The sequence below is a fragment of the Aeromonas sp. 600276 genome (genome assembly GCF_049175815.1).
Classification (GTDB): domain Bacteria; phylum Pseudomonadota; class Gammaproteobacteria; order Enterobacterales; family Aeromonadaceae; genus Aeromonas; species Aeromonas dhakensis.
In genome coordinates, this window is record NZ_JAAKVU010000006.1 from 50,589 (window position 1) to 76,161 (window position 25,573).

19 protein-coding genes are annotated in these 25,573 nt (G+C 64.0%); 12 read left to right on the plus strand and 7 right to left on the minus strand.

Features of this window, described 5'->3' with window-relative positions:
• The first annotated feature begins 27 nt into the window (after positions 1-27).
• The 11 genes from nuoG to G5134_RS07800 all read left to right on the plus strand — a co-directional run bounded on the left by nuoG (position 28) and on the right by G5134_RS07800 (position 14,519).
• Positions 28-2,757 carry an NADH-quinone oxidoreductase subunit NuoG gene (gene nuoG / locus G5134_RS07750; protein WP_065018553.1) on the plus strand — a complete coding sequence of 910 codons (2,730 nt, stop codon included), beginning with the start codon at positions 28-30 and terminating at the stop codon, positions 2,755-2,757.
• Positions 2,754-3,722: an NADH-quinone oxidoreductase subunit NuoH gene (nuoH, locus tag G5134_RS07755; RefSeq protein ID WP_065018554.1), complete on the plus strand. Its 969-nt coding sequence runs from the start codon at positions 2,754-2,756 to the stop codon at positions 3,720-3,722. Before nuoG ends, nuoH begins: the two co-directional genes overlap by 4 nt.
• Before the next feature lie 128 nt (positions 3,723-3,850).
• Entirely contained in the window at positions 3,851-4,393 is a 543-nt protein-coding gene (gene nuoI, locus G5134_RS07760) for an NADH-quinone oxidoreductase subunit NuoI (RefSeq protein WP_005299827.1), read from the plus strand.
• 10 nt (positions 4,394-4,403) lie between these two features.
• Positions 4,404-4,955 carry an NADH-quinone oxidoreductase subunit J gene (gene nuoJ, locus G5134_RS07765; RefSeq protein ID WP_010634277.1) on the plus strand — a complete coding sequence of 184 codons (552 nt, stop codon included), beginning with the start codon at positions 4,404-4,406 and terminating at the stop codon, positions 4,953-4,955.
• Positions 4,952-5,260, plus strand: a complete 309-nt coding sequence (nuoK, locus tag G5134_RS07770; protein ID WP_005299823.1) for an NADH-quinone oxidoreductase subunit NuoK — start codon at positions 4,952-4,954, stop codon at positions 5,258-5,260. The genes nuoJ and nuoK overlap by 4 nt, the downstream gene beginning before the upstream one ends.
• On the plus strand, positions 5,257-7,104 hold the full coding sequence (gene nuoL, locus G5134_RS07775) for an NADH-quinone oxidoreductase subunit L (protein ID WP_065018555.1): 1,848 nt from the start codon (positions 5,257-5,259) through the stop codon (positions 7,102-7,104). The genes nuoK and nuoL overlap by 4 nt, the downstream gene beginning before the upstream one ends.
• Before the next feature lie 78 nt (positions 7,105-7,182).
• Positions 7,183-8,703, plus strand: a complete 1,521-nt coding sequence (gene nuoM / locus G5134_RS07780; protein WP_065018556.1) for an NADH-quinone oxidoreductase subunit M — start codon at positions 7,183-7,185, stop codon at positions 8,701-8,703.
• A gap of 61 nt (positions 8,704-8,764) precedes the next feature.
• The gene (gene nuoN, locus G5134_RS07785) at positions 8,765-10,228 is read left to right on the plus strand and encodes an NADH-quinone oxidoreductase subunit NuoN (RefSeq protein ID WP_010634280.1); all 1,464 of its coding nucleotides are present in this window, start codon (positions 8,765-8,767) and stop codon (positions 10,226-10,228) included.
• A 187-nt stretch (positions 10,229-10,415) separates the two neighbouring features.
• Positions 10,416-11,546 (plus strand): FIST signal transduction protein, encoded by a 1,131-nt coding sequence (locus tag G5134_RS07790; protein WP_024941382.1) that lies wholly within the window; start codon positions 10,416-10,418, stop codon positions 11,544-11,546.
• Positions 11,543-12,976 carry an HD domain-containing phosphohydrolase gene (locus G5134_RS07795; protein ID WP_065018557.1) on the plus strand — a complete coding sequence of 478 codons (1,434 nt, stop codon included), beginning with the start codon at positions 11,543-11,545 and terminating at the stop codon, positions 12,974-12,976. Before G5134_RS07790 ends, G5134_RS07795 begins: the two co-directional genes overlap by 4 nt.
• A gap of 16 nt (positions 12,977-12,992) precedes the next feature.
• Positions 12,993-14,519 carry an HD domain-containing phosphohydrolase gene (locus G5134_RS07800; RefSeq protein WP_421231940.1) on the plus strand — a complete coding sequence of 509 codons (1,527 nt, stop codon included), beginning with the start codon at positions 12,993-12,995 and terminating at the stop codon, positions 14,517-14,519.
• A 60-nt stretch (positions 14,520-14,579) separates the two neighbouring features.
• Here the strand turns inward: G5134_RS07800 and purL are convergent, their stop codons facing one another.
• Positions 14,580-18,485: a phosphoribosylformylglycinamidine synthase gene (purL, locus tag G5134_RS07805; protein WP_065018559.1), complete on the minus strand. Its 3,906-nt coding sequence runs from the start codon at positions 18,483-18,485 to the stop codon at positions 14,580-14,582.
• A gap of 149 nt (positions 18,486-18,634) precedes the next feature.
• Between purL and mltF the strand changes: the two genes are divergently transcribed.
• A complete protein-coding gene (gene mltF / locus G5134_RS07810) occupies positions 18,635-20,125 on the plus strand; it encodes a membrane-bound lytic murein transglycosylase MltF (RefSeq protein WP_065018560.1) in 1,491 nt (496 codons plus the stop codon).
• Positions 20,126-20,202: 77 nt separating this feature from the next.
• Here mltF and G5134_RS07815 read toward each other — a convergent pair whose 3' ends face one another.
• From G5134_RS07815 to hisS, 6 genes are all read right to left on the minus strand, one after another.
• Positions 20,203-20,391 (minus strand): hypothetical protein, encoded by a 189-nt coding sequence (locus G5134_RS07815; RefSeq protein ID WP_017780036.1) that lies wholly within the window; start codon positions 20,389-20,391, stop codon positions 20,203-20,205.
• 90 nt (positions 20,392-20,481) lie between these two features.
• Positions 20,482-20,715, minus strand: a complete 234-nt coding sequence (locus G5134_RS07820) for a zinc ribbon domain-containing protein (protein WP_010634287.1) — start codon at positions 20,713-20,715, stop codon at positions 20,482-20,484.
• A gap of 107 nt (positions 20,716-20,822) precedes the next feature.
• Positions 20,823-22,322 (minus strand): ribosome biogenesis GTPase Der, encoded by a 1,500-nt coding sequence (gene der, locus G5134_RS07825; RefSeq protein ID WP_005299803.1) that lies wholly within the window; start codon positions 22,320-22,322, stop codon positions 20,823-20,825.
• A gap of 74 nt (positions 22,323-22,396) precedes the next feature.
• Positions 22,397-23,581 carry an outer membrane protein assembly factor BamB gene (gene bamB / locus G5134_RS07830; protein WP_010634288.1) on the minus strand — a complete coding sequence of 395 codons (1,185 nt, stop codon included), beginning with the start codon at positions 23,579-23,581 and terminating at the stop codon, positions 22,397-22,399.
• Entirely contained in the window at positions 23,574-24,224 is a 651-nt protein-coding gene (locus G5134_RS07835) for a YfgM family protein (protein WP_010634289.1), read from the minus strand. The genes bamB and G5134_RS07835 overlap by 8 nt, the downstream gene beginning before the upstream one ends.
• A gap of 3 nt (positions 24,225-24,227) precedes the next feature.
• A complete protein-coding gene (gene hisS, locus G5134_RS07840; RefSeq protein WP_017765907.1) occupies positions 24,228-25,505 on the minus strand; it encodes a histidine--tRNA ligase in 1,278 nt (425 codons plus the stop codon).
• Between the last annotated feature and the right edge of the window lie 68 nt (positions 25,506-25,573).

Below are 25,573 nucleotides of genomic sequence, written 5' to 3' on the forward strand. Positions count from 1 at the left end.
TTATCTCATTGAAGTCAGGGAAGTTGTATGGCCACCATTCATGTAGACGGTAAAGAGTTCGAGGTAGACGGGGCAGATAACCTGCTGCAAGCCTGTCTCTCCCTTGGGCTGGACGTCCCCTATTTTTGCTGGCACCCGGCGCTCGGTAGCGTCGGCGCCTGCCGCCAGTGTGCGGTGAAGCAGTATCAGAATGCCGACGACAAGCGCGGCCGCCTGGTCATGTCCTGCATGACCCCCTCCACCGATGGCACCTATATCTCCATCGAGGACGAAGAGGCGAAGGAGTTCCGCAAGACGGTGGTGGAGTGGCAGATGACCAACCACCCCCACGACTGCCCGGTGTGCGAAGAGGGTGGCGCCTGCCACCTGCAGGACATGACGGTGATGACCGGCCACAACAGCCGGCGCTACCGTTTCACCAAGCGCACCCACCAGAATCAGGATCTGGGTCCCTTCATCAACCACGAGATGAACCGCTGCATCGCCTGCTATCGCTGCGTCCGTTACTACAAGGACTACGCCGGCGGCGAGGATCTCGGGGTCTACGGCGCCCATGACAACGTCTACTTCGGCCGGGTCGAGGATGGCACCCTGGAGAGCGAGTTCTCCGGCAACCTGGTGGAGGTCTGCCCCACCGGCGTGTTCACCGACAAGACCCACTCCGAGCGCTACAACCGCAAGTGGGACATGCAGTTCGCCCCCAGCATCTGCCAGGGGTGCTCGGTCGGCTGCAACATCAGCCCGGGTGAGCGTTATGGCGAGCTGCGCCGCATCGAGAACCGCTATCACGGCGCCCTGAACCACTACTTCCTGTGCGACCGCGGCCGCTTCGGCTACGGCCACGTCAATCTGACCGACCGCCCGCGCCAGCCCCTGCTGCAGGATGGCAATGACAGGCTGGCCATCACGGTGGATGGTGCCCTGAACCGGGCCGCCGATGCCCTGCGCACCGCCGCCGGCGTCATCGGCATCGGCTCGCCGCGGGCGTCGCTTGAGAGCAACTTCGCCCTGCGCGAACTGGTGGGTGCCGCCAACTTCTACAGCGGCGTCGAGCAAAGCGAATGGGAGTGCCTGCAGAAGATGCTGCAGATCCTGCAGCACGGTGGCGTGCGTACCCCCAGCCTGCGCGACATGGAAGAGGCCGACGCCGTGCTGGTGCTCGGCGAGGATGTCACCCAGACCGCCGCCCGCATTGCCCTGGCCCTGCGCCAGGCGGTCAAGGGCAAGGGCCGCGAGATCGCCCGCAAGCTGAAGGTGGATCTGTGGCAGGTCGCCGCGGTGCAGACCCTGGCCCAGAACGAGCGCTACCCGCTGCTCATCACCAGTCTCGACACCACCCGACTGGACGACGTGGCGAGCGGCACCCTGCACGCCCCCCACGCGGATCAGGCGCGCCTCGGCTTCGCCATCGCCCATTTGCTCGATGGCAGCGCCCCTGCCCTGACCGATCTCGCCCCCGAGCAACAGGCCCTGGCCGCCAGCTGGGCCGCACTGCTCGGCAATGCCAGGAAGCCGCTCATCATCGCCGGCACCGGTGCCCGCAGCCAGGCGCTGCTCGAGGCGGCCAGCAACATCGCCCGCGCCCTCAAGGGCCGTGGCCAGGCCGTGGAGCTCGCTCTGGTCGCTCAGGAGAGCAACAGCCTGGGGCTGGCCATGCTGGCCGGCAATGCCGCCCCGCTGGAAGCCGCCCTCGAGCGTATCGAAAGAGAAGAGAAGCTCGCGCTGGTGATGCTCGAGAACGATCTCTACCGCCGCGCACCGCGCAGCCGCGTCGATGCCGCCATCGACCGCCTGCAGCACCTGCTGGTGGTCGATCACCAGGACACCGGCACCGCCCAGAAGGCGGACCTGGTGCTGCCTGCCGCCAGCTTCGCCGAGGCAGACGGTACCCTCATCAACATGGAAGGTCGCGCCCAACGCTTCTTCCAGGTCTATGCCCCCGCCTTCTACAACGCCGACATCCAGGTACGCGAGAGCTGGCGCTGGCTGGCCGCCCTGCAAGGGGCGCTGGATCGCAAACCGCTGCGCTGGAACACCTTCGACGAGGTGAGCAGTGCCTGCGCCGCCAGCGCTCCGCTGCTGACCAGCATGCGCGAGGCCGCGCCCAACGCCGGTCTGCGCATCCGCGGCATGAAGCTCGCCCGCGAGCCGCACCGCTACAGTGGCCGCACCTCCATGCTGGCGGATCAGAACGTGAGCGAGCCCAGAGTCGCCCAGGATCCCGACTCACCCTTCAACTTCTCCATGGAAGGCTACGCCGGTGCCCGCCAGCCGCTGCAACAGGTGCCGTTCGCCTGGGCACCGGGCTGGAACTCCCCGTCCGCCTGGAACAAGTTCCAGGATGAAGTGGGTGGCAACCTGCGCGCCGGGGATCCCGGTCGCCGTCTGCTGGAAGCGGGCGAGGAGAGCCTCGGCTGGTTCGACACCGTCCCCGCCCCGTTCAGTGCCAAAGAGGCGCTGCAGGTGGTGAGCTATGACCAGCTGTTTGGCGGCGAAGAGCTGTCTGCCAGAAGCCCGGTCATCCAGGCCCGCATGAGCGAGCCCGTGCTGGTGCTGAACCAGGCCGACGCCAACCGTCTCGCCCTCAGTGCCGGCAGCCAGGTCGCCTTCTCCTGGGGTGGCCACCACTGGCGGTTGACCCTGCGTCTGAGCGAGCATCTGACCGCCGGTCTGGTGGGCCTGCCGCTTGGTGTCAACGGTCTGCCGACCGCCCTGCACCAGCAATATCTCGCCAACCTGCAGGAGGCCATCGCATGAGCGACTCTCTGATCGATCTGTTGCTGGAAATCGGCAAGGCATTGATCGTGCTGGTGGGGATCGTGGGGGCCGGCGCCTTCATGAGCTTCATCGAGCGCCGTCTGCTGGCGCTGTGGCAGGATCGTTACGGCCCCAACCGGGTAGGTCCCTTCGGCCTGCTGCAGCTGGCGGCCGACATGATCAAGATGTTCTTCAAGGAGGACTGGATCCCGCCCTTCGCCGATCGGCGGATCTTCGTGCTGGCCCCCATCATCGCCTTTACCGCCTTCATTCTGGCGTTTGCGGTGGTGCCGATCACCCCCACCTGGGGCGTGGCGGACCTCAACGTGGGGCTGCTCTACATCCTGGCCATCGCGGGGCTGGCGGTCTACGCCGTGCTGTTCGCCGGCTGGTCGAGCAACAACAAGTACTCCTTGCTCGGCAGCCTGCGCGCCTCGGCTCAGACTCTCTCCTACGAGGTGTTCTTGGGCCTGTCGCTGATGGGCATCGTCATCCAGACCGGCAGCTTCAACCTGCGCGATATCGTGGAAGCCCAGGTAGGACTGTGGAACGTGATCCCCCAGATCCTGGGCTTCATCACCTTCCTGTTTGCCGGCGTCGCCGTCACCCACCGTCATCCGTTTGACCAGCCGGAAGCCGAGCAGGAGCTCGCCGACGGTTATCACATCGAGTATGCGGGCATGAAGTGGGGTCTGTTCTTCGTGGGCGAATACATCGGCATCGTGCTGATCTCTTCGCTCATCGTGACCCTGTTCTTCGGTGGCTGGCACGGCCCCTGGCTGCCGCCCTTCATCTGGTTTGCCCTGAAGACCGCCTGCTTCATGGTGTTCTTCATCCTGCTGCGGGCCTCTCTACCCCGCCCGCGCTTTGACCAGGTGATGTCGTTTGGCTGGAAAGTCTGCCTGCCGCTGACCCTGCTCAACATGCTGGTCACCGGCGCCGTGGTGCTGATGAATGCGCAGTGAGGCCCCGATGGACAGAAAAATTGTGATGCCGTTTGGCTGGAACGTCTGCTTGCCCGCCGCCCTGCATCCCGCACGGGATGCAGCCGGTACGGGCTGTGGTGCTGATGAATGTGCAGTGAGGCACGACTATGAAAATTATTAACATCATCAAGGGTGTCGGCACCCAGTTACGCAGCCTGGGCATGGTGTTCTCCCATGCCTGGCGCCCCCGCGAGACCCTCAACTACCCGGAGCAGGCCGTCTATGCGGCGCCCCGCTATCGCGGCCGCATCGTGCTGACCCGCGATCCGGACGGCGACGAACGCTGCGTGGCCTGCAACCTGTGTGCGGTGGCCTGCCCGGTCGGCTGCATCTCGCTGCAAAAATCCGAGCGGGAAGATGGTCGCTGGTACCCTGAGTTCTTTCGCATCAACTTCTCCCGCTGCATCTTCTGCGGCCTGTGCGAAGAGGCCTGCCCCACCACCGCCATCCAGCTGACGCCGGATTTCGAGATGGGCGAGTACCGCCGCCAGGACCTGGTGTACGAGAAGGAAGATCTGCTGATCAGCGGCCCCGGCAAGTACCCGGACTACAACTTCTATCGCATGAGCGGGATGGCCATCGACGGCAAGCCGAAAGGGGATGCCGAGAACGAAGCCAAGCCCATCGATGTCAAGAGCCTGCTGCCCTGAGGAGTCAATCATGGAACTGGCATTCTATGCCGCGGCCCTGGTCGCCATTTACAGCACGCTGCGGGTGATCAGCACCAGCAATCCGATGCACGCGCTGCTCAATCTCATCATCTCCCTCATCGCCGTGGCCATGATCTTCTTCTGCCTGGGCGCCGCCTTCGCGGGCGCCCTGCAGGTGATCGTCTACGCGGGCGCCATCATGGTGCTGTTCGTGTTCGTGGTGATGATGCTGAACCTGGGCTCGGCCCAGGATCAGGAGAAGCACTGGCTCACTCCCACCACCTGGGTGGGCCCGGGCCTGCTTTCGCTCATTCTGCTCGGCTTTCTGGCCTACGGCATTCTCGGGGTCACCGGCGGTGAACTCGGTCTGACCGACGTCAGTGCCAAAGCGGTCGGCATCGCCCTGTTCGGTCCTTACGTGCTGGCGGTGGAGCTCGCCTCCATCCTGCTGCTGGCGGGTCTGGTCACCGCCTATCACCTTGGCCGCGAAGACAAGAGCGGCGAGGTACTCTCGGTGCCCCGCACCCCGGCCCGTCCATCACAAGAAGGAGGTCAGCAATGAATGGCATCCCCATGGAGCACGGGCTGCTGCTCGCCGCCGTGCTGTTCTGCATCGGCCTGTGCGGCCTGCTGATACGCCGCAACTTGTTGTTTATCCTCATGAGTATCGAAATCATGATGAACGCGTCCGCCCTGGCGTTCGTGGTGGCGGGTAGCCGCTGGGCCCAGGCCGACGGCCAGATCATGTACATACTGGTGATTTCTCTGGCGGCAGCGGAGGCCAGTATCGGCCTCGCCCTGTTACTGCTGCTCTATCGTCGTTACCACACCCTGAACGTGGACACTGTGAGCGAGATGCGCGGATGAGCCTCCTATACCTGACTTTTCTGTTTCCGCTGCTGGGATGGCTGGTGCTGGCCTTCTCCCTCGGTCGTTTCGGCGAGCGCACCTCGGCGCTCATCGGCGTCGGCAGCATAGGGTTGTCGGCCCTCACTACCCTGTGGGTCGGCATCGATTTTCTCAACACCATGCCGGTGGGCGGCGTCTATACCCAGACCCTGTGGCAGTGGATCTCGGTGGGCAGCTTCAGCCCCAGCTTCCGCCTGGCACTGGACGGCCTGTCGCTGACCATGCTCGGCGTGGTCACCGGGGTGGGCTTCTTCATCCACCTGTTCGCCTCCTGGTACATGCGTGGGGAAGAGGGTTATTCGCGCTTCTTCACCTACACCAACCTCTTCATCGCCAGCATGCTGTTCCTGGTGCTGGCCGATGACCTGCTGTTCGTGTATCTGGGCTGGGAAGGGGTGGGTCTGTGCAGCTACCTGCTGATCGGCTTCTACTACAAGGATCGCAATAACGGTGCCGCCGCCCTCAAGGCGTTCGTGGTGACCCGGGTCGGCGACGTCTTCCTCGCCATCGGCCTGTTCATCCTCTATCGCGAGCTCGGCACCCTCAACATCCACGAGCTGCTGGTGCGTGCCCCCACCCTGTTTGCCGAAGGCTCCCCCGCCCTGTCGCTGGCCTGCCTGATGCTGCTCGGCGGCGCCGTCGGCAAATCGGCCCAGCTGCCGCTGCAGACCTGGCTGGCGGATGCCATGGCGGGCCCGACCCCGGTCTCGGCGCTGATCCACGCGGCCACCATGGTGACCGCCGGTGTCTATCTCATCGCCCGTACCCACGGTCTGTTCCTGCTGGCCCCCGAGATCCTGCATCTGGTGGCGCTGGTCGGGGCCATTACCCTGGTGCTGGCGGGCTTTGCGGCCCTGGTGCAAACCGACATCAAGCGGATCCTGGCCTACTCCACCATGAGCCAGATCGGCTACATGTTCCTGGCCCTCGGCGTTGGTGCCTGGGAAGGGGCCATCTTCCACCTGATGACCCACGCCTTCTTCAAGGCGCTGTTGTTCCTCTCCGCCGGTGCCGTGATCGTCGCCACCCACCACGAGCAGAACATCTTCAAGATGGGAGGCCTGCGCAAGAGCCTGCCGCTGGTCTATGCCTGCTTCCTGGTAGGGGGCTCGGCCTTGGCCGCGCTGCCGCTGGTGACCGCCGGTTTCTACAGTAAAGACGCCATCCTGTGGCAGGTGCAGGCCAGCGGCCAGAGCGCCCTGCTGTGGGCTGGCCTTGGCGGTGCCTTCCTCACCTCCCTCTACACCTTCCGCCTCATCTTCATCGCCTTCCACGGCGAGGCGAAGACCGAGGCTCACGCCGGTCACGGTCTGGCCCACCAGCTGCCGCTGTTGGTGCTGATGGTGCTCTCCACCGGCATCGGCGCCCTCATCGTGCCGCCGCTGGCGGGGGTACTGCCGGCGGGTCCGGGGGATCACATCGAAGAGGGGCGCCACGCGCTGGAGATCACCTCCGCCGTCATCGCCATCGCCGGTATCGCCCTGGCCGCCTTCCTGTTCCTGGGCGAGCGCCGCCTGGCCAGCAGCATAGCCAACAGTGCGCCGGGCAAGTTGCTCAGCACCCTCTGGTTCAACGCCTGGGGCTTTGACTGGCTTTACGATCAGCTGTGGGTCAAACCGTATCTGCTGGCGACCCGGTTGCTCGGCAAGGATCCGCTGGACTGGATGATGAACCTGCCGGCCTGGCTGGCCCAGAGCGGCCACCAGCTGCTGGCCTGGACCGTTTCCGGCAAGTTGCGCTGGTATGCAGCCTCCATGGGGATGGGCGCCGCCCTGATCCTGGCCCTGCTGCTGCTCGGCTGATCCCGTGATGCAGCCCCTGAACTCGCAGCAAGCCCACGGGCCTGCACAGTGACTAGAACATAGACGAGAGCTGATATCGTGACCTTACTCTGGATCTTGTTAATACCCTTCATCGGCGGTCTGCTCTGTTGGCAGACCGAGCGATTCGGCGAGTACTTCGTACGCTGGGTCGCCCTGTTGTCGATGAGCGCCTGCCTGCTGCTCGCCTGCGCCATCTGGTGGAGCGGCGATTTCACCCTGTCAGCCCAGGGCGGCGTCCCCGTCTGGGCCGCCGAACTGCAACTGCCCTGGATCCCCCGCTTTGGCATCTCATTGCACCTGGCGGTGGATGGCTTGTCGCTGTTGATGGTGATCCTCACCTGCTTCATCGGCGTGCTGGCCATCCTTTGTTCCTGGAAGGAAATCGTGCAGCGCATCGGCTTCTTCCACCTCAACCTGTTGTGGATCCTGGGTGGCGTACTCGGCGTCTTCATGGCGCTGGACCTGTTCCTCTTCTTCTTCTTCTGGGAGATGATGCTGGTGCCCATGTACTTCCTGATTGCGCTGTGGGGCCACTCGGTCACCGACGGCAAATCCAGGATCAACGCCGCCACCAAGTTCTTCATCTACACCCAGGTCAGCGGCCTCATCATGCTGGTCGCCATCCTGGGCCTGGTGCTGACTCACCACGCCGCCACCGGCGTGTTCACCTTCAACTATCAGGACTTGTTGAACACCCCCATGAGCGAGGGTGTGCAGTGGCTGCTGATGCTGGGCTTCTTCATCGCCTTCGCGGTCAAGATGCCGCTGGTGCCGCTGCACGGCTGGCTGCCGGATGCCCACAGCCAGGCGCCGACCGCGGGTTCCGTGGACCTGGCGGGGATCCTGCTCAAAACCGCCGCCTACGGCCTGCTACGCTTCGCCCTGCCGCTCTTCCCCGAGGCGTCCGCCGAATTTGCCCCCTACGCCATGGTGCTGGGCCTCATCGGCATCGTCTACGGCGCCATCGTGGCGTTCGCCCAGACCGACATCAAGCGGCTGGTGGCCTACACCAGCATCTCCCACATGGGCTTCGTGATGATCGCCATCTATTCGGGCAGCGAGCTGGCCCTGCAGGGCGCCGTGGTACAGATGATCGCCCACGGTCTCTCCGCCGCCGGCCTCTTCATCCTGTGCGGTCAGCTCTACGAGCGTCTGCACACCCGGGACCTGCGCCTGATGGGCGGGCTGTGGGGTCGTCTGCGCTACCTGCCCGGCGTGATGTTGTTCTTCTCGGTCGCCTCTCTGGGGATGCCGGGCACCGGCAACTTCGTCGGCGAATTCCTGATCCTCATCGGCAGCTTCCAGGTTGCCCCCGTGCTCACCATCATCGCCACCTTCGGGCTGGTACTGGCCTCGGTCTACTCCCTCATCATGCTGCAGCGCGCCTGCTTCGGTACCCCCAAGGACGATAGCGTCCTCAAGGGGCTCGACAGTCGCGAGCTGGTGATGATGATGACCATCGCTGGTCTTTTGGTGCTGCTCGGTGTCTATCCCCAACCTGTGCTCGACACCGCAGGCAACAGCCTGCTGAGCGTGCTGCACTGGTATGCCCTGCCCTTCGCAGGAGCATTGCAATGAGAGTGACCGCTGTTAAACCGCTGGCCCTGTTGCCTTCCTTGTCCCTTACAGGAGCACTGCAATGACCTTCACCGCTTCGCAACTGCTGGCCCTGCTGCCCCTGTTGCTGACAACCGGGGCCATGGTGGCCCTGATGCTGGCCATCGCCTGGAAACGGTGCGATGACACCGCCTTCGTGGTCACCATCGCCGGTCTCAACCTGGCGCTCTTCTCCCTGCCCATCGTGATGGCGCAAGGAGATCAGGGGGTCACCCCGCTGCTGCAGATCGATGGCTACGCCGTCTTTTACATGGGGCTGGTGCTCATCGGCGCCCTGGCGACCTGTACCTTTGGCCGCTCCTGGCTCAAGGGCTATCCGGACAACCGGGAAGAGTTCTACCTGCTGCTGCTGATCGCCACCGCCGGTGGCCTGGTGCTGGCCGGCTCCCGTCACCTCGCCTCCCTGTTCATCGGGATCGAGATGCTGACCCTGCCGATGTTCGGTCTGGTGGGCTACGCCTATCGTGAGCGCCACTCGCTGGAGGCCAGCATCAAGTACATGGTGCTCTCCGCCGCCGCCACCGCCTTCCTGCTGTTCGGCATGGCACTGCTCTATGCCCAGGCAGGGAGCCTGAGCTTCAGCGATCTGGGGCTGACCCTGGCCACCACCCCGGCCCACCACCCGCTGCTGATGGGCGGTCTGGGTCTGATGCTGGTCGGCTTTGCCTTCAAGCTATCCCTGGCGCCGTTCCACCTCTGGACTCCGGACGTGTACGAAGGGGCGCCGGCCCCGGTGGCCACCTTCCTCGCCACCGTCAGCAAGATCGCAGTGTTCTGCGTGCTGCTGCGCTTCTACCTGGCGGTGCCCGCTGCCGCGGATCCCATGATCCACTGGCTGCTGGCCGCCATGGCGGTGGTCTCCATCGTCATCGGCAACCTGCTGGCCCTGCTGCAGACCAACATCAAGCGGATGATGGGTTACTCCTCCATCTCCCACTTCGGCTACCTGCTGGCGGTGATCGTGGCGAGCCGTCTCGGCCAGATGCCGGTGGAAGCGGCCGGCGTCTATCTGCTGATGTATCTGTTCACCAGCCTGGGGGCCTTCGGCGTCATCAGCATGATGTCCAGCCCCTATCGCGGCAAGGATGCGGACTCCCTGCACAGCTACCGCGGCCTGTTCTGGCGTCGTCCCTACCTGACCGCCGTGCTGACCGTGATGATGCTCTCGCTGGCCGGTATCCCCATGACGCTCGGCTTCATCGGCAAGTTCTACCTGATCGGGGTGACCGTCGATGCCAAGCTGTGGTGGCTCTCCGGCGCCATCGTGCTCGGCAGTGCCCTGGGTCTCTATTACTACCTGCGGGTCATGGTCACCCTCTACCTGCGCGAGCCCGGCATGCAGCTGCGCGACGCCAAGGGGGACTGGGCCATCACCTCCGGTGGTCTGGTGGTGCTGCTCTCCGCCGCACTGGTGGTGGCACTGGGTCTCTATCCCCAGCCGGTCATCAGCCTGGTACAGGGCTTCCAGAACGTGGTGCTGCGCTGATTTCACTCCCCCAAAAAACCGGCCCAGGTGGCCGGTTTTTTATCTGCCCAAAGCTGGATGCCTGACCAGCCATCTCAAATTTATCTGCCTTTATAACGGCTTATAAGCTCTTGTCGGACACGACCGGGTATCCACTTCGCCCGCCTTGCTGATATATTGGCCATTGGCAGGAAAGGAGTTCCGAGGGATGATGCAGCCCGCTTTTCTTTCATTCGATGCGCAACCACTGGCCGATGCACTGCAGCCCTATCGCGGGGAGCGGCTCGATCTCTTGCTGGCCGAGCAGGATGCCGGGCACGTGGCCGAGCTGCAGCAGCAGTGCCGGCGGCTCGATATTCAGCTCAGCGGCGCACTCTTTCCCCGCCTCATCAGCCGCCACGGCTTTCATGAGCACGGTGCCTGGCTGCTGCCGCGCCCGGCCTCACACGCCCCCCTGCTCATCCCGCTCGATCCCGCCGCCTGCACAGACCTGCAAGTCAGCACCCTTTGCGATGCGCTGCTCCCCCAGCTTGCGCAGTGGCCAGAGGCCGCGGGCGTACCGACCCTCTTTCTGACCTTTGATGCCATGATCCCCAACATCGCCTCCCTCCTCGAGGGGATCTATCTGCACCTCGCGGACAGGGTCAATTATGCCGGCGTCAATGCCGGCAGTGGCCAGTTCCGCCCCATGCCCTGCCTGTTCGACAACCACAGATTGCTGGCGCAGGCAGTCTGCTGCACCCTGCTGCCCCACCACAGCTACCCGCTGCTCGAGCACGGCTATCAGCTCACCGCCCAGCCCATGCTGGCCACCAGCAGCGAGGGCAACAAGATTGCCTTCATCGACTGGGAGCCGGCCTTCAGTCGCTACCAGTCCCTGGTCCAGCAACAGTTCCAGCAGCGCTTGACGCCGGATCAGTTCTACCAGTACGGCGTCCACCTGCCGCTCGGGCTGCTGCGGGCCAACGGCGACGTCATCGTGCGCATCCCGGTCGCCGTCACCGACGAGGGGGCCCTGCTCTGCGTCGGGGAGGTGCCGGATCACAGCATCCTCACCCTGCTCAAGGCGCCGCAGAGCCCGACCGCCCACGCCATCGAGCTGGCCGAAAAGCTGAGCCGGCACGGCGCCCCCGAGCGCCTCGAGATCTACTACTGCGCCGGCCGTCAGCAGCACTTCGGCGAGCAGAGCACGCTGGAGCTGAAAACCCTCTTCAGCCACAGCGGTGCCCACGAGCTGGTGGGCGCCCTCTCCCTTGGCGAGATTGGCAGCCTGCGGCCGGGGGAGTATCCGCTGTTTCACAACGGCGCCATTCTCTGCAACGGGGAGGGACGACGATGAACAACGACCACGCCATGGCCATCGTCTGCGATCTTGCTCTCTGCATCGGTCGCGAGGTCACTCTGGACACCCTGTTGACCAAGGTGCTGCAGCGTTTTCTGTTTCACTGTGCCTGCCCGGTCGGGCTGGTGCTGCAGCAGTTGCCGCAGGGGGAGTACAAGATCATCAAGGCGATCGGGGATGAGCAGCTGGTCCGCCATCAGGGGGAGCCGCTCGCGCTGCCCCACTGGGTCGGCGCCGGCGAGCAGTGCATCCTGCGCGCCCCGCTGCCGCTGCCCGCTGCACGCCCCTACCCCTTTGCCTACCGGCTGCGGATCGAGGGGGGTTACCTGATGCTGCTGCTCTCCCCCAATGCGGAGCAGCAGGGGGAGCGGCTCTGTCACCTGTTCAGCCCCATCCTCGGCAACCTGGCCCGCGCCATCCAGCTGTGCCGGGACAGCGAGCAGCTGGCGCTGCGCCAGCAGGCGGAGCTGGTCGACATGCAGCGCTTCAACGAATCCCTGCTCAAGGCAATTCCCATTCCGGTGTTTTACAAGGATGTCGAGGGGCGTTTCATCAGCTGCAACCCGACCTTCACCCAGATCACCGGCATCAGCAAGGTCGAGCTGCAGGGCAAGCGGGTGGACGAGCTCCTCCCCCCCGAGATGGCCGACGAATACACCCAGCGCGACCTGGAAGTGCTGCGCAGCAGGCAGCCGCAATATTTCGAGCACACCCTGTTTGACCGGGAGGGCCGCCGCTATCAGGTGCTCAACTTCAAGGATCTCTTCTACGACCATCAGGGCGAGGTGGCCGGCATCATAGGTGCGCTGGTCGACATCACCCATATCAAGGAGAGTGAGCAGCAGCAGCGCACCCTGCTGTTCCAGACCATAGCGGCGCTCTCCTCCGCCATCGCCCACAAGGATCCCAGCACCGCGGGCCACGAACGGCGCGTGCACGATCTGGCGCTGGCCATCGGCCAGCATCTGCAACTCGCGCAAGAGCGGCTGGATGGACTGGGCCTCGCCGCCATGGTGCACAACATCGGCCTGCTGCAGATCCCGGCGGAGATCCTCACCCGCCCCCGCGAATTGCGGGAGGTGGAGTTCGAGCTCATCAAGCTGCACCCGCAGGCGGGCTGTGAAATTTTGCAGCAGATAGACTTCCCCTGGCCCATCGCCACCATAGTGCAGCAGCACCATGAGAACATGGACGGCAGTGGCTATCCGCAGGGATTGCAGGGGGATGCTATCTGCCTGGAGGCGCGCATCATCCGGGTGGCCGACTCCTTGGCGGCCATGACCGCCCACCGTCCGTTTCGGCGGGCCCTCTCCTTCACCGATGCCTTCGCCGAGCTGACCCGCTATGCCGGTGTCCACTACGACGAACAGGTGGTCAGCGCCTGCTTCGCCGTCTGGCAGGCGGGCTACCGCTTCGCCCCCCTTTGACCGAGGCTGGATGACGATGAGTTCAAGACCCGCACCGCCCTTTACCCCGCTGTCCACGGCCGCCCTGCTTGGTCAGGTGATGGATCAGCTGCCCTACCGGGTGCTGCTCAAGGATACCCGCTCCCTCTTCATCGCCTGCAACCGGCTGCTGGCAGACGATCTCGCTCTCAACCCGGCCGAACTGGTCGGCAAGTGCGATGCCGACTTCTTCCCGGCCGAGCTGGCCCAGCGCTATCGGGACGACGATCTCAGGGTCATGGCCAGCGGCACCACCCAGCGCCACGAGGAGCCTTATCTCAAGGGAGGCGAGGCCCGCTGGCTCAGCACCACCAAGTTTCCCCTGCACGACGAGCTGGGTCAGGTGGTCGGCGTCGGGGTCTTCTTCGATGACATCACCGAGAAGAAGCAGCAGCAGGAGCGGCTGCAACAGTACACCTGGACCCTGGAGGCTATCGGCCGCGCCCATCACGCCATGCTCAGGCCGGACGACGAGCAGACGCTGCTGCAGGAGATCTGCGACGCCATCACCTTCGATGGCCGTTTCCCCCTCGTGACCGTGCTGCAGGAAAAACCTGACCAGCACACCCTGCAGGTGCTGGCGCAGGCGGGCAACGCAACCTGGTTTGCCAGCGACGAGTGGCTGACCCGGGATCCCGCCCTGCACCAGGCCATCAGCACAGAGATGCCGTGCAACGAGGCGCTCCCCTGCGAGCTGGTACATCATTCGGCCACCCTGCGCGCCCGCCTGCTGCTGCCGCTGCAGTGGCACACCGGCGGGCACGGCGGCCTGCTCATTCACAGCGAGCAGGCCCGCCCCTTCACCGACGAGGAGGTGCACCTCTTCAGCCAGCTGGCGGACTACCTTGCCTATGGCCTGCAGGCCCGCAGCACCCAGCAGGCCTACCTCACCGCCCAGCGCGACAAGATGCTGCATGCCCGTCAGCTGGAGCTGGCGCTGGAAGATGCCCTCGGTGCCATTGCCGCCGTGCTGGAGCAGCGCGATCCCTATACCGCCGGCCACCAGAAGCACGTCGCCACCCTGGCGCTGGCCATAGGTCGCGAGCTGCAGCTCGATGAGAAGCGGTTGCGGGGACTCTATCTGGGGGCCATGGTGCACGACATCGGCAAGATCCAGGTGCCGGTCGACATCCTCACCAAGCCGGGGCGGCTCACGCCCCAGGAGTTCAACCTGGTCAAGGAGCACCCGGGCGCCGGCTATCAGGTGCTCAAGGATATCGCCCTGCCCTGGCCCATCGCCCAGATGATCCACCAGCACCACGAGTACATCGATGGCTCCGGCTACCCGGCCGGGCTCAAGGGCGAGCAGATCCTGCTGGAGGCCCGCATCCTCACGGTGGCCGACATAGTGGAGTCCATGTCCTCCGATCGCCCCTACCGCGCCGCCCTCGGCATTCCCCAGGCCAGGGCCCATATCATCCAGCTGCGCGGCACCCGACTGGATGAAGCCGTCGTGGATGCCTGCCTGCGCATTCTCGATCGCGGTGACTTCATCCCCCACGAACTGGGTCACGGCCGCCCCTAGCGGGAAGGTCGCCATAAAAAAAACCGGCCACAAGGGCCGGTTTTTGTTTGCGTCGCAGGCTTAGCCCAGACGAACCCGGGCGTTGCGGAACATCCGCATCCAGGCGCCATCCTCTCCCCAGTTGTCCGGGTGCCAGGAGTTGGCCACGGTGCGGAACACCCGCTCCGGGTGCGGCATCATGATGGTGGCGCGGCCATCCGTGGTGGTCACGGCGGTGATACCGTTCGGCGAGCCGTTCGGGTTGGCAGGATACTGCTCGGTCACCTGACCGCGGTTGTCCACGAAACGCAGCCCCACCAGACCGCTGGCTTGCAGCGCCGCCAGGTGGGCGGCATCGCGCACCTCCACTCGCCCTTCCCCGTGGGAGACGGCGATGGGCATCATGGAGCCCGCCATGCCAGCGAAGAATGCGGACGGGGACTCCTGTACTTCCACCAGGCTGAAGCGGGCCTCGAAGCGCTCGGAGCGGTTGCGCACGAAACGCGGCCACAGATCGGCGCCCGGGATCAGCTCGCGCAGGTTGGACATCATCTGGCAGCCGTTGCAGACACCGAGCGACAGGGTATCGCCGCGCTCGAAGAAGCGCTGGAACTGCTCGCGGGCGCCCTCGTTGAACAGGATGGACTTGGCCCAGCCCTCGCCCGCCCCCAGCACGTCGCCGTAGGAGAAGCCGCCACAGGCCACCAGGGTCTGGAACTGCTCCAGCTTGATGCGGCCACTGAGGATGTCGCTCATATGGACGTCGACGGCGGTGAAGCCGGCGCGGTCAAACGCTGCCGCCATCTCCACGTGGGAGTTGACCCCCTGCTCGCGCAGCACCGCCAGACGGGGGGAGACACCTTTGGCGATATAGGGCGCCGCCACGTCCTCGGCCGGGTTGTAGCTGAGCCTGGCCTGCAGACCCGGATCGGCTGCGTCCTGACGGGCGGCATGCTCCTGATCCGCGCACTCGGGGTTGTCGCGCAGGCGCTGCATCTGCCAGCTGGTCTCGCCCCAGATGGTACGCAGGGCAGTGCGGCTGGCGCGATAGACCTCCTGACCAGCCCGCTGCAGGGTGATGAGATCCCCCTCGCGCACCGTGCCGAGCACGTGGGAGCAGGCCGCCAGACCGTGACCGGCCAGCAGGGTCATCACCGCTTCCTTGTCTTCACGGCGTACCTGGATGACGGCCCCCAGCTCTTCGTTGAACAGGGCCGGCAGCAGGTCGCCGCCGATGCGATCCAGTTGCAGGTCGAGGCCACAGTGACCGGCGAAGGCCATCTCCACCAGGGTGACGAAGAGGCCACCGTCGGAGCGGTCGTGATAGGCGATCAGCTTGCGATCGGCCACCAGTGCCTGAATGGCGTTGAAGAAGCCCTTGAGCTGGACCGGGTTGTCCAGATCCGGCGCCTTGTCACCCAGCTGGCGATAGACCTGGGCCAGTGCGGAGGCACCGAGGCGCTGCTTGCCGTTGCCAAGGTCGATGAGGATAAGGTCGGTTTCACCGAGATCGCTGCGCAGTTGCGGGGTCACTGTGTTGCGCACGTCCTCGACCCGGGCAAAGGCAGAGATGAGCAGGGAGAGCGGCGAGGTGACGCTTTGCTCCTTGCCATCCTGCTGCCAGCGGGTCTTCATGGACATGGAGTCCTTGCCCACCGGGATGGTGATGCCAAGGGCCGGGCATAGCTCCTCGCCCACCGCCTTGACCGCCTCGTAGAGACCGGCATCTTCCCCCGGGTGACCGGCTGCGGCCATCCAGTTGGCGGAGAGCTTGACCCGCTTGAGCGACCCGATGTGGGCCGGCGCCAGGTTGGTCAGGGCCTCGGCCACCGCCATACGGGCGGAAGCCGCATGAGAGAGCAGCGCCACCGGGGTGCGTTCGCCCATGGACATGGCTTCACCGTGGTAGCTGTCGTAGGTGGCGGCGGTGACGGCGCAGTCGGCCACCGGGATCTGCCAGGGGCCGACCATCTGGTCGCGGTTGACCAGACCCGTCACGCTGCGATCGCCGATGGTGATGAGGAAGGATTTCTCCGCCACGGTCGGCAGACGCAATACCCGCTCGGCGGCGTCGCCGAGGGTGATGCCATCCAGTTGCAGTGCCTTGCCCTGGGCGGGCAGGCTCGCTACGTCGCGGTGCATCTTGGGGGTCTTGCCCAGCAGCACGTCCAGCGGCAGATCGATGGGGTGATTGTCAAAGTGCTGGTCGGAGAGGGTCAGGTGTTTCTCTTCGGTGGCGCTGCCGATGACGGCATAAGGTGCACGCTCACGCTCGCACAACGCCTTGAACAGCGGCAGCTTCTCTTTGGCCACAGCCAGTACGTAGCGCTCCTGGGATTCGTTGCACCAGATCTCCAGCGGGCTCATGCCCGGCTCGTCGTTCGGGATGGCTCGCAAATCGAAGCGACCGCCGCGATCGCCGTCGCTCACCAGCTCCGGCATGGCGTTGGAGAGACCACCCGCACCCACGTCGTGAATGAAGACGATGGGGTTGTCGTCCCCCAGCTGCCAGCAGCGATCGATCACCTCTTGGCAGCGGCGCTCCATCTCGGGGTTGTCACGCTGCACCGAGGCAAAGTCGAGGTCCTCGGCCGACTGACCGGAGGCCATGGAGGATGCAGCGCCGCCGCCCAGACCGATGTTCATGGCCGGGCCACCCAGCACGATGAGGGCAGCCCCCACCGGGATCTCCCCTTTCTGGACGTGCTCGCTGCGGATGTTGCCGATGCCACCCGCCAGCATGATGGGTTTGTGGTAGCCACGCACCTCGACGCCGTTGTGGCTCGGCACCTCCTCTTCGAAGGTACGGAAGTAACCGAGAATGGCAGGACGGCCGAACTCGTTGTTAAACGCCGCCCCGCCAAGCGGCCCCTCCTGCATGATGTCAAAGGCGCTGACGATGCGGCTCGGCTTGCCGAAATCCTGCTCCCAGGGCTGTTCGAAACCCGGGATGCGCAGGTTGGAGACGGAGAAGCCCACCAGACCCGCCTTGGGCTTGGCGCCACGGCCTGTCGCACCCTCGTCGCGGATTTCGCCGCCGGAGCCGGTAGCGGCGCCCGGGAAGGGGGAGATGGCGGTCGGGTGGTTGTGGGTCTCCACCTTCATCAGGATGTCGACCTGCTCCTGGTGGTACTGGTATTCGCCGTTGGCGGGGCTCGGGAAGAAGCGGCCACCCTGGCTCCCTTCCATCACGGCGGCGTTGTCTTTATAGGCAGACAGGACATGATCCGGCGTCTGCTCGAAAGTGTTCTTGATCATCTTGAACAGCGACTTGGGCTGCTGCTCACCGTCGATGGTCCAGTCGGCGTTGAAGATCTTGTGGCGGCAGTGCTCGGAGTTTGCCTGGGCAAACATGTAGAGCTCGATGTCGTTGGGATTGCGACCTAGCCGGGTGAAGTTCTCCACCAGGTAATCGATCTCGTCGTCGGCCAGCGCCAGACCCAGTGTCACGTTGGCCTCGGCCAGGGCGGCGCGGCCACCGGCCAGCACGTCCACCTGGGTGAAGGGGCGCGGCTCCTGATGGGCAAACAGGGCGGCGGCCTCGTTCATCTCGCCAAACACCGTCTCCATCATGCGGTCGTGCAGCACGGCGGCCACGTCGGCGCGCTGGGCAGCGCTCAGCTCACCCTTGGCCTGCACGTAGTAGGCAATGCCGCGCTCGAGCCGCTTGACCTGGGTCAGGCCGCAGTTGTGGGCGATGTCGGTTGCTTTGGAAGACCAGGGGGAGATAGTGCCGGGGCGGGGGGTAACGAGAAACAGCTGACCGCTGGGGGTGTGTTCGGGGATGGTCGGGCCGTAGCGCAGGAGCTGGCCCAAGGTCGCTCGCTCCGGGGGCGACAGCGGGCTCGAGAGCTCGGCGAAGTGCACATATTCGGCATAGACATCCTCTATCTCTACTCCTCTCTCCTGTTTCATCTGCGCGAAGCGTTGCAGCAGTTTTTGGACACGAAACTCAGACAGTGCGGGGGCACCACGCAAGATATCCATATGACCTTTCTCACCAAGTGTTGAAGTGGGGGGGAATTGAGACGCGCGTATTATAGGGATCAGGCCGACGGCGGACAAACGTTTTTCTTGATTTACCAAGTGTGACTCGGTCCACACTCTCTGGTATAAAGGTGCCTCTTTTTTGACAAATGCCGATTTTTTCAACAAGGGTACTCACCTACTTGCGCTGCATTTTTCGACTGTTTATCGGGCTGATGTTGCTGCTGACCCTGGTCGGTTGCGACTTCTACACCCCCTCCAGCCAGCTGGAGCAGATCCGCCAGCGGGGCGAGATCCGGGTTGGCACCATCTATGGCCCCACCTCTTATTACCAGCGTGACGACACCGCCCAGGGGTTCGATTACGAACTGGCGAAAAGCTATGCCGACTGGCTGGGGGTCAAGCTGACCATAGTGCCGGTCTATTCCACCGCCGAGCTGGTGGATCTGCTCAAGAAGGGCAAGCTCGATCTGGCCGCGGCCGCCATCGTCATCACCCCGGAGCGGCGCCAGCTGTTTCGCTTCGGCCCCGGCTTCTATCAGGTCTCGCCCAAGCTGGTTTATCGCAACGGCTCCCCCAAGCCCAGGGACATCGGCGATCTCAAGGGCAACATAGTGGTGCCTGCCGGTTCCACCGGGGAGGATCTGCTCAAGGAGCTGGCCAAGCAGCACCCCAATCTCAAGTGGAGCACCAACCGGGACGCCGACGTGGAGGAGCTGCTCAAGCAGGTGGCCGACGGCAAGATTGACTACACGGTGGTGCAGGATACCGTGCTGGCCCGTACCCAGCGCTACTACCCCGAACTCACCGAGGGGATGACCTTGGCCAAGAACCAGACCGTGGCCTGGGCCATGACCAAGCTGCCGGACGACAGCCTCTACGCCAGCATCATCGACTTCTTCGGCCAGCGCTTCATGGATGGCGCCATCGCCAAGCTCGACGAGAAGTACTTCGGCCACGTGCAGAATTTCGACTTCGTCGACACCCGCACCTTCCTGCAGCGGGCCAAGAGTCTGCTGCCCAAGTACCAGGATCTGTTCAAGACCCACGCCAAGCTGGTGGACTGGCGCCTGCTGGCCGCCATCAGCTATCAGGAGTCCCACTGGGATCCGGAGGCCCGCTCCTACACAGGGGTTCGTGGCATGATGATGCTGACCGAGCCCACCGCCAAGGCGATGGGGGTCAACAACCGGCTGCACCCGGAGGAGAGCATCAAGGGGGGCGCCCGTTATCTCGAGCAGATGATGGCGAAGGTGCCCGCCTCGGTGCCCGATGACGAGAAGGTGTGGTTTGCCCTCACCGCCTACAACATCGGCTACGGCCACATGATGGATGCCCGCCGCCTGACCAAGGAGCTCGGCAAGAATCCGGACGCCTGGAGCGACGTAAAAGAGGTGCTGCCGCTGCTGCAGCAGTCGCGCTGGCATCGCAAGGTGCGCTACGGCTATGCCCGCGGCGGCGAGGCGCGCAACTACGTCAACAACGTGCGCCAGTACTACCAGAGCCTGCTCTGGCTCGACAACGAGCAGCAGAAGGCCCATCGCCGCGAAGAGCTGGATGAGGATGACAGCAGCGAGCCGACCAGTGCCGAACGTCCCACCGTCATCGCCGAGGTGGTCAAGCAGATCACCCTGCGCTGATCCCTGTTGACAGGTTTGTTTTTCGGGTGGTTTCTCTGTTACCATCCGACCACACCGGAGCCTATCCGAATCTGTTTTTATCGCGCTATTTCATCCACTTGCACTCGGATGACAGCACTTTCAGATAGGCTCCCATCATCACCCAAGGCCGGGATGGCCACCCCATGGGAGGAGACCAAGATGCGAGCTCGCAGAAGAACGACACTGGTCAAGAAGACAAGGTGCGGCTGGAGCCCCAGACGCAAGCTCAAGCTCAACGAGATCAAACGCAAGATATGGCGCCGAAACCGCTCCTTCACCTTGCTGATAGCAGAGCACACAGCATAAACCCGGCATTCGCCGGGTTTTTTATTGCCTCAATTTTCCGTCAGCGGGCTCACCTCGAAGAGCACTGCCCGCTTCGACACCAGGCTGTTGCAGTGGTTGCAGAAGTAATCCACCGCGCCGCAGGCCTTGAGCCGCTCCAGCTCCTGCCGGCAGGTCGGGCAGAGCGCCCGGATCTGGTAACGGGCCTGGCACTGACCACAGGTGGTCTCGCGACTGCGGCTGTCCAGCTCGCCCTGGCAGGCAGGGCAGACAAGTTGACTCATGGTTGGCTCCTTGCAAAGTGAATGTGCACTGGGCGGCCCCACTGCACATTCCCCTCCCCTTCAAGACCACTAGAAAAACGGCTGCCGGTGAGGGCAGCCGCAGGGCCTTATTTCTTGGCTTTGGCCTTGAGCAGGCGCTTGCGCTGGCGCTCCTGGCTCAGGGTCAGGGTGTTCTTCTTGCCCTCGAACGGGTTGACCGACTCCTGGAACTCGACCCGAACCGGCGTCCCCATGATCTTCAACGACTTGCGGAAGTAGTTGATGAGGTAGCGCTTGTAGGAGTCCGGCAGGTCGTTGAGCTGGTTGCCGTGGATCACGATGCGCGGCGGGTTGTAGCCACCGGCATGGGCGTACTTCAGCTTGACCCGGCGGCCGTTCACCATGGGCGGCTGGTGGTCTTCCTGGGCCATCTGCATGATGCGGGTCAGCATGGCGGTGCTGGTACGGCGGGTGGCGGACTGGTAGGCCTCCTGGATGGATTCGAACAGGTGGCCGACGCCGCTGCCGTGCAGGGCGGAGATGAAGTGCACGCGGGCGAAGTCGATGAAGCCCAGACGACGATCGAGCTCGTTCTTGACGTCCTCTTTCACCTTCTGATCCAGACCGTCCCACTTGTTCACCACCAGCACCACGGAGCGGCCGGTGTTGAGCACGAAACCGAGGATGCTCAAGTCCTGATCGGTGATGGTCTCCTGGGCGTCGATCACCAGCAGGCAGACGTTGGCATCTTCAATCGCCTTGAGGGTCTTGATGACGGAGAACTTCTCCACCGTCTCGTGCACCTTGCCGCGACGACGCACGCCGGCGGTGTCGATGATGACGTACTTCTGCTCGTCGCGCTCCATCGGGATGTAGACGGAGTCGCGGGTGGTGCCCGGCATGTCATAGACGATGACCCGATCTTCACCCAGCATGCGGTTGGTCAGGGTCGACTTGCCGACGTTGGGACGACCGACGATGGCGAACTTGATGGGCAGGTCGGCGAACGGGGTCTCCTTGGTGTCTTCCTTGGTGTCGAGTTCACCGGCAGCCACCATGCGCAGCAGGGCCTCTTCGTCGAAGTCTTCCTCTTCTTCATCCAGCTCGGCTTCTTCGCCGGCGGCTTCGACCAGGGTCTCCAGATGGGGGGCCAGCGCCAGCTCCAGCAGGCTCAATACGCCGCGACCGTGGGCGGCCGCCATCTGGTAGACCTCGCCCAGGGCCAGACCGTAGAACTCGGAGACGGCGGAGTCACCGTCGATGCCGTCGGTCTTGTTGGCCACCAGAAACACCTTCTTGTGGGTCTTGCGCAGGTGCTCGGCGATGGCCTGATCCGCCGCGGTCAGACCGGCGCGGGCATCCACCATGAACAGCACCACATCGGCCTCTTCGATGGCCAGCAGGGACTGCTCGGCCATCTTCAGCTCGATCCCCTCTTCGGTGCCGTCGATACCACCGGTATCCACCACGATAAATTCCAGCTCGCCCAGCTTCGCCTGGCCATATTTGCGGTCCCGGGTCAGACCGGGGAAGTCGGCCACCAGGGCGTCCCGGGTACGGGTCAGGCGGTTAAACAGGGTGGATTTCCCCACATTGGGGCGGCCCACCAGGGCTACTACAGGAGTCATAAAAGCCTCATTCTCAAGACGACAAAGGCTCCGGGTCCGAAGACCAGGAGCCGGATATTCACATTATCGGGCGATCAGGGACGCTTGACAGCGTACAGCTTGCCGCCACGGCTCTGCACATACAGGGTGTCACCGTCCACCAGAGGGGCGGCGTACAGACCACTGCTATCGAGCTGCTGCATGGCCTTGATGGACCCGTCGGTCCGATCCAGCCAATACAGGTAACCTTCCACATCGCCGACCACCACATAGTCACCCATGATGACGGGGGCAGTCACGGTGCGGTTTTCCAGCTGGGTGTTGGACCACAGCTCGAGACCGTTGCGACGGTCGACCGCAAACAGATGGCTGCGGCTGTCGGTCAGCACGATGGCATTGCCGGTCACCGCCATGTCGCGGTAGCCGGAATACTTGCGCTTCCACACTTCGTCGCCGCTCATCAGCTTGCGCGCCATCAACTGGCCATTATACGCGATGGCATAGAGCTCATCGCCGGCGATGAGCGGCGTGGCATCCACGTCCACCATGCGGTCGAGCTCGGTGGCGCCGCGCGGGTCGGCCACCTTGGACTGGCGCACCGGCTGGCCGTTGCTCAGCAGGGCGATGCCCACCTTGCCATCGGCGCGGCCGTACAGCACGGCGCCGTTGGTGATGATGGGGGCTCCGGCGCTGCGCAGGGTCAGCGGCGGCTGCTCTTCCGCCAAGGTCCACTGCAGCTTGCCCTCGTCGGTATCAAGCGCCACCAGGCGACCCGAGGTGGTCAGTACCACCACCCGGCCATCCTCGACGGCGGGGCTCGCCACCACTTCACCCGGTACCGTGGTCTGCCACAGCACTTCCCCGTTCTCTTCGTTCAGGGCGTAGACCACCCCGTTCTCGGAACCCAGGAACAGCTTGCCGTAGCGGGAAACCAGACCACCGGAGAGGCGGGCGCTGCGCTTGTCGGCGTTGATCGGCAGATCCGCCAGATCGACGCTCCACAGCTCCTTGCCGCTTTCGCGGTCAAAGGCGGTGACATCACCGTCGCGGGCCGCCGCATAGATGCGCTCCTCTTCCACCACCGGCTTGAGCTGGGAGTAGAAGTCACCGATGCCGTCACCCACCGAGGAGGACCAGGCAGTATCGGCGGTGAACGCGGACTCGACCTTGGGCAGCGGAGCCATGGGGTTGAGATCCTCTTCCGAACTGAACAGGGAGCAACCCTGCAGGGCGAAGGAGACCGCAGCCCCCAACGCCACCATCTTGAACAGATTACGCATCCGGAGCCTCACCCGTGGTCACCGCTGGCAACGCCAGATCGTCCATCTTCAGCTTGAGCTCGGCGCTGCTCTGCAGACCGCCGGCATCGGCCGCCGCCTGATAGGCATCGCGAGCCTCTTCGCTCTTGCCCTGCTTTTGCAGGATGTCGCCGCGCACTTCGGCCACCTGAGCCTTGAAGGCGTCGTTGTTGATCTTGCCAAGCTGGGCCAGCGCTTCGTCGGCCTTGCCCTGATCGTTCAGCACCCGGGCCAGACGCAGGGCAGCGATGGGACGAATGCTCTCGTCACCGCTGGTAGCCACCTGGGTCAGCTGCTCGGCCGCCAGATCCAGCTTGTCCGCCTTGACCGCGGCCGCCGCCAGTTGCAGCGCCGCCAGCTCGGCGTAGGAGTCGCCCTTGTGGGCGCTGATGAAGCTTTGTGCCTGCTCGAAGCCGGCCGCGTCCCCCTTGGCCAGCTGGGCGCTCATCTCGTTGTAAGCCTGGGAGGCGGCTTCCTGGGTGGTCTGCTGATGCTCGTTGTAGTAGCGCCAGCCAAAGAGTCCAACCAGACCGATAACAGTTCCTGCGATCACCGAGGTTCCGTTCTCTTTCCACCAGTTCTTGATGACCTCAACCTGTTGTTCTTCGGTGGTATAAACTTCCACAGCTTACTCTCCTTTCGCTGCCAGCAGGGCAATGGCGGCGTCGACCGTGACGGTCTGTTGCTCGGCCTGGCCACGCAGATATTTGATGGTGATCTCCCCGTTTTGTACCTCGGTCTCGCCAAGGATCAGGGCAATGGCCGCGCCGCTCTTGTCGGCACGCTTGAGTTGTTTCTTGAAGTTGCCGCCGCCGCAGTGGCTCATCAGGCGCAAGTCAGGCAGGGCATCGCGCAGCCGCTCGGCCAGCTGGAAACCGGCCTGTTCAGTGCCCTCACCCACCATGCAGAGATAGACATCCACCGCCGGACGGATATCGGCATTGAGTTCGAGGGTTTCCAGCATCAGCACCAGACGCTCCATGCCCATGGCAAAGCCTACCGCAGGGGTCGGCTGACCGCCCAGCTGCTCCACCAGGCCGTCGTAGCGGCCACCGGCACAGACGGTGCCCTGGGCACCCAGGCTGTTGGTGACCCACTCGAACACGGTGAGGTTGTAGTAGTCGAGGCCGCGCACCAGACGCTCGTTCACCTCGTACTTGATGCCGGCAGACTCGAGCAGGCGCTTGAGCCCCTCGAAGTGGGCCAGGCTCTCTTCGCCCAGGTGATCGAACAGACGCGGGGCACCCACCAGAATGGCTTGTACCTTCTCGTCCTTGGAGTCGAGCACCCGCAGCGGGTTGCTGTACATGCGACGCTGGCTCTCTTCGTCCAGCTCGCTCTTGTACTGCTCCAGGTAGGCGACCAGCGCATCGCGGTAGGCGGCACGCTCGGCACTCTGACCGAGGGTGTTGAGCTGCAGGGTCACGTGTTCGCTGATGCCGAACAGACGCCACAGGCGGTGAGTCAGCATGATGAGCTCGGCATCGATGTCCGGCCCGTTGATGCCAAACAGCTCGACCCCGAACTGGTGGAACTGGCGATAACGGCCCTTCTGGGGACGCTCGTGACGGAACATGGGGCCCATGTACCACATCCGGCGTTCCTGGTTGTAAAGCAGACCGTGCTCGATACCGGCACGCACGCAGCTGGCGGTCCCTTCCGGACGCAGGCTCAGGCTGTCGCCGTTGCGGTCTTCAAAGGTGTACATCTCTTTTTCGACCACGTCGGTCACTTCACCGATGGCGCGCTTGAACAGATGGGTCTGCTCGACAATCGGCATGCGCACTTCGCTGTAGCCATAGCTGGCCACGACCTGGCGCAGGATCTGTTCTACTTTCTGCCATACCGGGCTCTGCTCCGGCAGGCAATCATTCATACCGCGAATAGCTTGGATCTGTTTTGCCACGTTGATACTCGAGAAAAAGAGGTAAAATTTGGCCGCATTATAGGGATTTTCGACCCCGAGGTAAAATC